The 10,216-nt window shown below is 69.3% G+C and carries 9 protein-coding genes; all 9 read right to left on the reverse strand.

Going from position 1 to position 10,216, the window contains the following annotated elements; all coding sequences use genetic code 11:
• Positions 1–62: 62 nt before the first annotated feature.
• Positions 63–518 carry a dUTP diphosphatase gene (gene dut / locus FMQ63_RS30815; protein WP_011552160.1) on the reverse strand — a complete coding sequence of 152 codons (456 nt, stop codon included), beginning with the start codon at positions 516–518 and terminating at the stop codon, positions 63–65.
• 68 nt (positions 519–586) lie between these two features.
• Positions 587–1,597 (reverse strand): M23 family metallopeptidase, encoded by a 1,011-nt coding sequence (locus FMQ63_RS30820; RefSeq protein WP_171452353.1) that lies wholly within the window; start codon positions 1,595–1,597, stop codon positions 587–589.
• 6 nt (positions 1,598–1,603) lie between these two features.
• A complete protein-coding gene (locus FMQ63_RS30825) occupies positions 1,604–2,401 on the reverse strand; it encodes a hypothetical protein (protein ID WP_011552158.1) in 798 nt (265 codons plus the stop codon).
• Positions 2,402–2,564: 163 nt separating this feature from the next.
• Positions 2,565–4,733, reverse strand: coding sequence for a polyribonucleotide nucleotidyltransferase (pnp, locus tag FMQ63_RS30830; protein WP_011552157.1), 2,169 nt, complete (start codon positions 4,731–4,733; stop codon positions 2,565–2,567).
• A gap of 383 nt (positions 4,734–5,116) precedes the next feature.
• The gene (gene rpsO, locus FMQ63_RS30835) at positions 5,117–5,386 is read right to left on the reverse strand and encodes a 30S ribosomal protein S15 (RefSeq protein ID WP_011552156.1); all 270 of its coding nucleotides are present in this window, start codon (positions 5,384–5,386) and stop codon (positions 5,117–5,119) included.
• A gap of 209 nt (positions 5,387–5,595) precedes the next feature.
• Positions 5,596–6,465, reverse strand: a complete 870-nt coding sequence (gene truB, locus FMQ63_RS30840) for a tRNA pseudouridine(55) synthase TruB (protein ID WP_011552155.1) — start codon at positions 6,463–6,465, stop codon at positions 5,596–5,598.
• 32 nt (positions 6,466–6,497) lie between these two features.
• A complete protein-coding gene (gene rbfA / locus FMQ63_RS30845; protein ID WP_011552154.1) occupies positions 6,498–6,857 on the reverse strand; it encodes a 30S ribosome-binding factor RbfA in 360 nt (119 codons plus the stop codon).
• Positions 6,854–7,462 carry a DUF503 domain-containing protein gene (locus FMQ63_RS30850; protein ID WP_011552153.1) on the reverse strand — a complete coding sequence of 203 codons (609 nt, stop codon included), beginning with the start codon at positions 7,460–7,462 and terminating at the stop codon, positions 6,854–6,856. The genes rbfA and FMQ63_RS30850 overlap by 4 nt, the downstream gene beginning before the upstream one ends.
• A gap of 117 nt (positions 7,463–7,579) precedes the next feature.
• Positions 7,580–10,216: translation initiation factor IF-2 (infB, locus tag FMQ63_RS30855; RefSeq protein WP_228556528.1), on the reverse strand; the 2,637-nt coding region annotated here is incomplete at its 5' end.

Genomic DNA, 10,216 nt, shown 5'->3' on the forward strand with positions numbered 1-10,216 from the left:
CCCAGCCTCTTATTCTGCACGCTCCCCTGTCATCAAGGAACGCCGAGCGAGGAAGTCAGCAACTAGCGCCCCGTGGACCCGAAGCCATTTCCACCCCGGGAGGTTTCCTCCAGAAACTCCACCTCCAGGAGGGAGACCGGCGGCACGGCGGCCACCACCAGTTGGGCCACGCGGTCGCCCCGGCGCAGGGTGAAGGGCTCATGGGAGAGGTTGATGAGGATGACCTGCACCTCCCCCCGGTAGTCCGCGTCCACCGTCCCCGGCGAGTTGAGGAGCGTGACGCCATGCCGGAGCGCCAGGCCCGAGCGCGGGCGCACCTGCCCTTCGTACCCAGCGGGTAGCGCGAGCGCGAGCCCGGTGGGCACCGCCAGCCGGTCCAGGGGCCCCAGCACCCGTTCCCCGTCGATGTCCGCGCGCAGGTCCAGGCCCGCGGCCTGTGCCGTTTCGTAGCGGGGAAGTGGCAGAGGCTCCGCATGGGTGCGCACGCGGCGCACCTTCACCGTGAGGGGGGAAGACATGCGCTGGGACTAACACAGCTTCCCCCGCTTCGTGCCACGGCCGCGTGACAACCTCGCGCGTCGGCCCCTCAGGGCGCAGGGTCCTTCGCCACGGGCCGCAAGGCGGTGCGGAACTTCAGCGGGTCCATGGGCCGCGCCGCCAGCTCCAACTGGTAGTGCAGGTGGGGACCGGTGGAGCGTCCCGTGTTGCCCGAATGCGCCACCCGTTCTCCCCGGCGCACGCGCTGTCCCACCTTCACCAGCAGCTCCGAGTTGTGACAGTACGCCGTCGTGACGCCCCGCCCGTGGTCCACCACGAGCACGCGGCCATTCACGGCGTCCTCGCTGGCACGCCGGACGACGCCATCCGCCACCGCCACCACGGGCGTCCCCACCGGCACGCCCAGGTCCACACCGGTGTGCATCTTCCGGCGCCCCAGCACCGGGTGGAAGCGATCGCCGAAGGGACTCGTTACACGCGCGCTCTCATGAACGGGCCACGCGAGCCCGAAGGCGGTGGCCAGCGCCAGGGCCTGCGCGGCGCCCACGGACGCGTCCTCGAAGCCCGGCGGGAGCTGACCCGACAGGCGCTCCAGCGTGGGCGCCCCACCCTCCGCCTCCACCCGCTCCAGCGCGTAGCGCGCGGGGACGCGGCCCGCGAAGAGCGCCGTGAGCCGGGCCTCCTCCCCTGGAAAGTCCTTGGACAGCGCGGTGTGCAGGCTGCGCGCGGCCGCCGGGCCCGTCTGCGGATCCAACAGCGACGCGGCGGGGACGCCCAGCTCCGCGGCCAGCTCCAGCGCGGGCTGGCGGGCTCGCACCTGGGCACCCTTGAGCGCCAGGTGGGTTCCCCAGGCCAGGGCCTCCGCGTCCGTGAGGGCCCGGGACAGAGGAACGTCGGGAGCCATCAATGGCGGTGACAGCGAGGTGCCACTGACGCCGTCGTAGTACGCGAGCAAGGGCCGCGCGCTGCTGCGCGTCCCCGTGGCCCATGCCGTGGCCTTGCGCACCAGCGCGCCCGCCGGCGTGTGGTGGTACGCCGCCCACAAGCACAGCGTCGCCATGCAGAAGTCCAGCAGTCCTTTCGCCTGGCGCGGGAACATGGCCACCTACCGGAAGAAGGACAGCACGGGCGTCGCATCCACCACCGCCGCCACGGCCAGCGGCACCACGACCGCGCAGCCCAGCAGTCCGCGCCGCAAGGCCGCTCTGCCCCCGGCTTCCTCACACACCGCGTCCGCGTGTTGCAGGTTGCGCAGCACCGCGCGCCACCCGAGCGAAACCAGGACGCCCACCAGCGAGGCCACGGCCAGTGCCCGCGCCGCCACGTCCGCGGCACCATCCCCGAAGAGCTCACGCCAGGAGAGGTACACCGAGCCCTGGATGAGCCTGGCCACCGCGCACGCGCCCGCCAGCACCACGGCCGCCGTCGCCAGAGGCCGCAGCCACCGCATGGGCGTGGGCTTGCGCAGGCACCGCGACCACAGCTGATGCCACGTCGGACGCGCGGCTTTCTGGGGCTCCAGCACCACGCGCCATGCCTCCGCGGGAACCGGTGCGGCGGACTCCCGGTAGCCCAGCGCGGGCAGCGCCAACACCACGTCCGCGGCCAGCTCCCACGCGAGCGCGAGGAAGCGCGCAATCCGGGTGCGCTGCTCCAGCGACACCCACTCCACCAGGGGCGCCGTCAGCGAATAGCGGCCCACGAGCGCGTCGAAGCCCGCGTCCACCCGGTCCACCAGCGCCAGCAACCGTTCATCCAACGTGTCCGCCGCCGAGTGCACCCCCACCGCCACCAGCGCGACCAGTCCCAGCGGCATGAACGCCCAGCGGAAGGCCCCCAGGAAACGGGAGACGTCCGCCAGGAAGGGCGTGGACGACGACGCAGGCGGTGGTCGAGGTGGCAAACAGCCTCCGTGCGGATGGGGCTCGCACCTCAACGCACGGCCCGCCCAGAAGTGTCTAAGCCACCCCGGCCCGAAACGAAAACACCCCCTCCCGCGCGGTGGCGGAAGGGGGCGTCATGAGCGCCGGGCTCTCAAGGAAGGAGCCCGGGCTTTCGGGCGCGAATCAGGCCTTGGCGTCAGGCTGCGTGGGCGCGGGCGCCGGCTGCGCGGCGGCCTCACCGGCGGCGGCGCCCTGCTGCGCGGCGCGCTCCGCCATGGCCTCCTTGCGCGACAGGCGAATCTTGCCCGTCTTGTCGATGCTGACGACCTTCACCAACACCTCGTCGCCCTCGTTCAGCACGTCGGAGACGCTCTTGACGCGCTTGTCGGACAGCTCGGAGATGTGGATGAGGCCGTCGGTGCCCGGGAACAGCTCCACGAAGGCGCCGAACTCGGCGATCTTGCGCACCGTACCCGTGTAGATCTTCCCGATCTCCGCCTCGCGGGTCAGCGCCTGAATCATCGCGATGGCGGCCTTCACGGCCTCGCCGTTCGCGCTGGCGATGTCCACGCGGCCCGAGTCCTCGATGTTAATCGCGGCACCCGTGCGGGCGATGATGTCCTTGATGACCTTGCCGCCCGGCCCGATGACGTTCTTGATGAACTCGGGACGAATCTGGATGGTGGTGATGCGCGGCGCGTACTGGCTGATCTCCTTGCGGGACTCGGCCAGCGTCTTGAGCATCTCACCCAGGATGTGGAGGCGGCCCTGACGCGCCTGCTCCAGCGCGCGGCTCATGATTTCCGTCGTGAGGCCGGTGATCTTGATGTCCATCTGGATGGACGTGATGCCCTTCGAGGTGCCGCACACCTTGAAGTCCATGTCGCCCAGGTGGTCCTCGTCACCGAGGATGTCGGAGAGGATGGCAATCTTGTCGCCCTCCTTCACCAGACCCATGGCGATACCCGCCACAGGGGCCTTGAGCGGAACACCCGCGTCCATCAGCGCCAGCGTGCCGCCGCAGACGGAGGCCATGGACGAGGAGCCGTTGGACTCCAGGATGTCCGACACCAAGCGCACCGTGTACGGGAAGGACTCGCTCTTCGGCACCATGTTGCGCAGCGCGCGCTCCGCCAGCGCCCCGTGGCCGACTTCACGGCGGCCCGGGCCACGCAGCGGCTTCGTCTCGTTCACGCTGAACGGCGGGAAGTTGTAGTGCAGCATGAAGCGCTTGAAGGCCATGCCGCCCAGCATCTCCAGGCGCTGCTCGTCATCGCTGGTACCCAGCGTGGTGACCACGAGCGCCTGCGTCTCGCCGCGCGTGAAGACGGCGCTGCCGTGGGTGCGCGGGAGCACGCCCACCTCGCACGTAATCGAACGGACCACGTCGTGGCCACGGTCGCCGATGCGGCCACCGTTGACCGTCATCTCGCGCATGTGCTCGTACTTCAGGTCCTCCACCACCGCCTTGGCGTGCTTCTCCACCAGGGGGGTGTAGCCGTCGCCCAGCTGCTCCTTGAGCTTGGCGAGCGCCTCCTTCTTCGTCTTGCCGAGCGCCTCGTAACGCGCGCCCTTCTCCTTGATGCCGTAGCCCGCCTTGATGCCGTCCATGGCCAGCTCACGCACCTTGGCGCGCAGGCCCTCGTCCACGGCGGCGGGCTTCTCGAAGGAGCGAACCTGCTTGTTCAGCTCGCGCCGCAGCTCGTCCTGCAGGTCCAGCGCGGGCTGCGCCGTCGTGAAGCCGAAGTCGAGCGCCGCGACCATGTCGGCCTCGGAGACCTCCTCCGCGCCACCTTCCACCATGACGATGGCCTTACGGCTCACCGCCATGACCAGGTCCAGGTCGCTCTGCTCGCGCTGCTTCGCGGTGGGGTTGGCCACCAGCTGACCGCCGACGCGGCCCACGCGGATGCCGGCAATGGGGCCGTCAAACGGGATGTCCGACACCCACAGCGCCGCGGAGGCGCCGGTGATGCCGTGGATGTCACCCTCGTTCTCCGGGTCGGAGGAGATGACGCTGGCGATGATCTGCGTCTCGTACGCGTAGCCTTCCGGGAACAGCGGGCGGCAGGAGCGGTCGACCAGGCGGCTGGCCAGCGTCTCCTTCTCCGTGAGACGGCCCTCGCGCTTGAAGTAGCTGCCGGGGATGCGGCCGGCCGAATACAGCTTCTCCTGGTACTCCACCGTCAGGGGAAGGAAGTCGATGTCCTTCTTCTCCCGGGCGCTCACCGCCGTCACCAGCAGCATGGTGTCGCCATAGCGGACCACCACGGAACCGTCGGCCTGCTTCGCCAGACGGCCCACTTCGATGCTCAGCTCGCTCTCGCCAATCTTGACGCTCTTCTTCAACATGTCCGTGCCTCTGGATCCTTCAGGGCGAAGACCCCACCGCGCGCACCCGGTCCGAGAAATGGACCCGGCACCCCGGGAGGGCCCTCGGGGTGTTTGAGCGGTCACCAGGGCCTGGAACAGGCGCCAGTTGAGGCAACCGCCAGCATGTACTGCGGAGGGCGCTTGCGGAGCGCCGGAGGGATGTCTCGGAACTTTTGATCCCTGGTCGCAGGGGCCGACCGCGGTCAGCCCATCCGAACGGAAACCAAAACCTCCGCAGCCACCACTCCCTTGCCCGCCTCCACCCACCGCGCTTCGACTGCTTCACGTCACTGCATTACGGCCTATGTCCTAAACGCGCGGGGCGCTGGTTTCCGCCAGCGCCCCGGGTCCTGCTCAACTGCCTACTTGCGGATGCCGAGGCCGTCGATGAGCTTCTTGTACCGCGCGACGTCCTTGGACTTCAGGTAGTCCAGCAGGCGGCGGCGCTGACCGACCAGCTTCAGCAGACCGCGGCGGGAGTGGTGGTCCTTCTTGTGCGTCTTGAAGTGCTCGGTGAGCATGGTGATGCGCTCGGACAGCAGCGCCACCTGGACCTCGGGGGAACCCGTGTCCGACTCGTGGGTCCGGAACTTCGACACCAGCTCCGACTTACGCTCCTGGTGCAGCGACATGAGACTCTTCCTTGCCCGCTCCGGTGGAGGTTGCTGCTCGCGTCACCACGGTCCGCGGAGGGGTACAGACCGGGTACATCCTTCTGACGAGCGGGGGGCTTATAAGCTTCACCCCCCGTGGGGTCAACCTTCGACGCCTGCCCGCCAGCCCCGGAAAGTCCGGGACCACGAGAAGACGTACAGCCACAACCCCGCGAAAAATCCCGGCGTTACACCAGGACGCGCAAATAGCGCAGGCGGCCACCGGCCACTTCGGCCACCGCCAGCAGCGCGTCGTCCGGGCCCATGACGCGCACCCGTCCCACCTTCCCGGCGGGGACCTCCACCGGGACACCGTGGGAGACGCGCTTGGCATCGGCGGCGCCCACCCGGACCTCCGGCAGTTCCACCAGCGCATGCGACATGGTCATCAGCCGGCTGGCCAGCGCGCCCTCCTTCAGCAGCTCCGGCACGTCCGCCAGCGGCAGCGCCTGCGCCAGGGTGAAGGGGCCACTGGCGGTGCGCCGCAGTGCCTCCAGGTGGGCACCACAACCCAGCGCCCGGCCCACCTCCTGGGCCAGGGTGCGCACGAAGAAGCCCTTGGAGCAGCGCACCGACAGCTGCAGGCGCTCGGCGGAGAAGTCCCGCAGCACCAACTCGTACACCGTCACCTGACGGGCGGCGCGCTCCACTTCCTCGCCCGCACGAGCCAGTTCGTAGAGCCGCTTCCCGCCCACCTTGACGGCCGAATACATGGGTGGGACCTGGTCGAAAGTGCCCCGGAAGCGCGCCAACGCGGATTCAATCAGCGCGGGCGTCAGGGCGGGCACGGGCGCCTGCGCCGTCACCTGCCCTTCCGCGTCCAGGGTGTCCGTCTCCGAGCCCAGACGCACCGTGGCGTCGTAGGCCTTGTCGCCCTCGGTGATGAAGCCCGCGACCTTGGTGGCTTCCCCCAGGCAGAGCGGCAGCACTCCAGTGGCCAGCGGGTCCAGCGTCCCCGTGTGGCCCACCTTCTTCAGGCGAAGCAGCGAACGCACCTGGCGGACCACGTCGAACGACGTGGGACCGGTGGGCTTGTCAATGACGAGGACGCCGTCCATGGCACGCCAATCGTGGAGGCCCGGAGCTGGACCTACCAGCCTTCCTTGTTGCGGACTTCGCGCAGCAGCCGGTCAATCTTGTCACCTTCGCCCACCGATTCGTCGAAGGAGAAGAAGATTTCCGGCGACACGCGCAGGTTGACGGCGGACGTCACCTCGCGGCGCACGAAGCCCTTGGCGGCTTCCAGGCCCTTCTGCGTGTCCGCCCGCTCCTGCTCGTTGCCCATCATCGAATAGAAGACACGGGCCACGCGAAGGTCCGGGGAGACCTTCACGCCTGTAATCGTGATGTAGCCGATGCGCGGATCCCTCAGCATGCCCCGGGTGAGCAAGTCACCGATGGCCGCCTGGATTTCCTGCCCCACGCGCTCCGGTCGGGAATGCGTCGTCATTTCTTCTCCCAGTCTCGCGGGTTGCGCAGGGAACGGGCCCGAGCCCGTGCCTCGTCGAACGTCATCCGTCCACCGCTCGACGGAGACGGGCGGCTCGTGCCGCCATCCATGCCGCCTTCATGGCGGCTTTCCCACTCTCCCAACCCCTCCGCCTCCGCGAGCGAGCCGCGCTCGCCGCGCAGGAAGCGGGCAATGGCGGCCTCCGAATGCGCCGCCGCCTGCTCTGGGGAAAGGTCCAACTCCTCCACGTCCTCATCCACGGCCTGCGCCGAGAAGGAACCTCGCGAGGCCGCCTGGCCGCTCGCGAAGAGCTGGTCCCCGAAGCCGAGGATTTCCGTCTCCCGCGACAACAGCGGGGCGACATACATCTCCTCGACGGAGTGGATGATTTTCTCCAGCTGCTCGTCCACGTGGCGCCGCTCGTTGCCCACCACCGCGAGCGCCAGTGACGCCTTCTGCCAGAGATCCTGGTCCTCGACCTCGGCCACCGCCACGTTGAAGCGGGCCTTGAGCCGGTCCGTCACCCGGCGGAGCACCTGCCGCTTGGACTTCAGCGAACCACTGTCCGGAATCTGCAGGGTGAGGCGTGCGACACCTACGAACATGAATGTCCCCCTTGCCACGGGTGGCCACGCCCGAAGGCGGTGGCAACCCGGGCATCAGCACCCTGGGAAGATGGGGTCTTCCCAGGGTTTCAGGGAGGCGCCGGGGCTCTCCTGCAACTAGGTGAGGCTCTGCCGAGTCTCTACGATCTCGTACGCCTCGATGATGTCACCGGGCTTGAGGTCGTTGAAGCTCTCGATGCCGATACCGCACTCGAAGCCCTGCGCGACTTCCTTGACGTCGTCCTTGAAGCGCCGCAGCGACGCCATCTTCCCGGAGAACAGCTGCTTGTTCTCGCGCATGAGGCGGACGATGGCGCCGCGCTTCATGACGCCATCCAGCACCGCCGCACCGGCGATGGTGCCCAGACGCGGCACGTTGAAGGTGTTGCGCACCTCCGCGCGACCCAGCTTGCGCTCGGTGCGGATGGGCTCCAGCAGGCCCTCCATCTCCGTACGAACCCCGTCGATGAGCTCGTAGATGATGGAGTAGCTCTTGAGCACCACTTCCTGGGCCTTGGCCGCGGCCTCCGCCCCGGACTCCGGGTTGACGTTGAAGCCCAGCACGACGCCCTTGGAGGCCGCCGCCCGCATCACGTCGCCCTCGGTGATGGCGCCCACACCGGAGTGGACCACCTCCACCTTGACCTTGTGGGTGGAGAGCTTCTGGACGGCCTGCTTGACGGCCTCGGCCGAGCCCTGCACGTCCGCCTTGATGACGACGCGCAGCTCCTTGGGACCACCGCCCGCCTTCGTCTTGGCGAACAGCTGCTCCAGGGACTCGCGGCTGACCTTCGACAGCTCGGTCTGCCGCTCCTTCATGTTGCGGTGCTCGGCGATCTGCTTGGCCGCCTTCTCGTCCGCCACCACGTTGATGGCGTCACCCGCGCCCGGCACGCCGGACAGGCCGACGACCTCGGCGCAGTAGCCCGGCTTCACTTCCTTCACCTGCTCGCCGCGGCTGTTCGTCATCGCGCGGACGCGGCCGTAGTGCGAGCCGGTGACGACGGCGTCACCCAGCTTCAGCGTGCCTTCCTGCACCAGCACCGTGGCGACGGGGCCACGGCCGCGGTCCAGCTTGGCCTCGATGATGGCGCCCACCGACGGACGGAGCGGGTTGGAGGCCAGCTCGAGCACCTCGGCCTGGAGGGCCAGGTTCTCCAGCAGGAGTTCCAGGTTCTCCTTCGTCTTCGCGGAGACGGGCACCATGATGGTGTCCCCGCCCCACTCTTCCGGCACGAGTTCGTGGGTGGCCAGGTCCTTCTTCACGCGGTCCAGGTTCGCGGTCGGCAGGTCCATCTTGTTGATGGCGACGACGATGGGCACCTCCGCCGCCTTCGCGTGCTTGATGGCCTCCACCGTCTGGGGCATCACGCCGTCGTCCGAGGCCACCACCAGCACCACGATGTCCGTCACGTCGGCGCCACGGGCGCGCATGGACGTGAAGGCCTCGTGGCCCGGCGTGTCGAGGAACGTCACGTCACCGCGCGCGGTGGTGATGCTGTACGCGCCGATGTGCTGGGTGATGCCACCCGCCTCGCCCTGCGCGACGCTGGCCTTCCGGATGGCGTCCAGGAGGCTCGTCTTGCCGTGGTCGACGTGGCCCATGATGGCGACGACCGGCGGACGGGGACGCTCGTCCTCGGGACGGGTCTCCACCTCGGGCAGGTAGTCCTCCACCTCGAAGCCCACGCGGTCGATCTTCCAGCCGTAGTCGCCGGCGATCATCTCCGCCGTGTCCGCGTCCACCAACTGGTTCGCGGTGGCCATCTTCCCCAGGCCCATCAGCTTCTTGATGAGCTCGGCGCTGCGCACACCCATGCGCTGGCCCAGGTCGGACACGGAGATGCCCTCCTGCAGCTTGATGACCTTCTTCTCCTCGGCCATCTGGGTGATCTGCGTCTTGGCGCCCTTCTTCGTGGGCTTGCGCTTCTTGCCACGGATGGGGATGGTGACGCGGCCCCAGACCATGTCCGTCAGTTCCTGCTTGGACACGCTCTGCGTATCACCGCTGGTGCGCTTGCGCTGGCCACGCTCCTTGTTCTTGGAGACGTCCACCAGTTCGCGGCCACGGCCCAGGTGGTCCGGGACCACCTTGTACTCACGCCGCTCGGGGATGCCCGTGCGGCCCGGCGCCATGGGGTACTGCTTGGCCTGACCGGCCGTGGGCGTCACGCGGCGCACCTGGATGAGCGGGCGCGAGATGACGACGGCCTGGGTCGCCGTGGGACGGGCCGTGCCCGTGGGCGATACCTGGGCGTGCGGCACGCCGCCGACCATGATGGTGGGGCCCTGCGGAATCGGAGAGGCCGAGGCCGAGGCCTGCACCCCCGTGCCGGGCGCCGAGGTCGGACGCACCGGTCCCTGACCAGGACGGCCGGCGCCCTGATACGAGCCCGGTCCCTGGTAGGACGGACGTCCACCCGGACCGCCGGGACGACCACCCGGGCCGCCCGGACCACCGGGACGACCACCCGGGCCGCCCGGACCACCGGGACGACCACCCGGGCCGCCCGGACCACCGGGACGACCACCCGGGCCACCCGGACCACCGGGGCGACCACCACCGGGCCCACCACGCTGCTGGTAGCCAGGCGCGGGGCCCCGGGAGACGACGGTCGCGGACGAAGAAGTGCTCGAAGGCGTCCGGACTGCCGGCGGTACCGGTGAGCGTGGGGGGGGTTGGGGCAAGGTGGTGCTCTCCTGAACAGAGGGACGAGGCTGCGCGGCGGCGGGAGCCGGCACGGCAGCGCGGGG

It is taken from the genome of Myxococcus sp. CA005 (genome assembly GCF_006518205.1).
GTDB classification, from domain to species: Bacteria; Myxococcota; Myxococcia; order Myxococcales; family Myxococcaceae; genus Myxococcus; species Myxococcus xanthus.

Bases quoted from the DNA above. Each gene is read 5' to 3' on its own strand.
- pnp (WP_011552157.1), bottom strand. From the start codon at position 4,733: ATGTTGAAGAAGAGCGTCAAGATTGGCGAGAGCGAGCTGAGCATCGAA.
- rbfA (WP_011552154.1), bottom strand. From the start codon at position 6,857: ATGACGACGCATTCCCGACCGGAGCGCGTGGGGCAGGAAATCCAGGCG.
- dut (WP_011552160.1), bottom strand. From the start codon at position 518: ATGTCTTCCCCCCTCACGGTGAAGGTGCGCCGCGTGCGCACCCATGCG.
- rpsO (WP_011552156.1), bottom strand. From the start codon at position 5,386: ATGTCGCTGCACCAGGAGCGTAAGTCGGAGCTGGTGTCGAAGTTCCGG.
- FMQ63_RS30850 (WP_011552153.1), bottom strand. From the start codon at position 7,462: ATGTTCGTAGGTGTCGCACGCCTCACCCTGCAGATTCCGGACAGTGGT.
- FMQ63_RS30820 (WP_171452353.1), bottom strand. From the start codon at position 1,597: ATGTTCCCGCGCCAGGCGAAAGGACTGCTGGACTTCTGCATGGCGACG.
- truB (WP_011552155.1), bottom strand. From the start codon at position 6,465: ATGGACGGCGTCCTCGTCATTGACAAGCCCACCGGTCCCACGTCGTTC.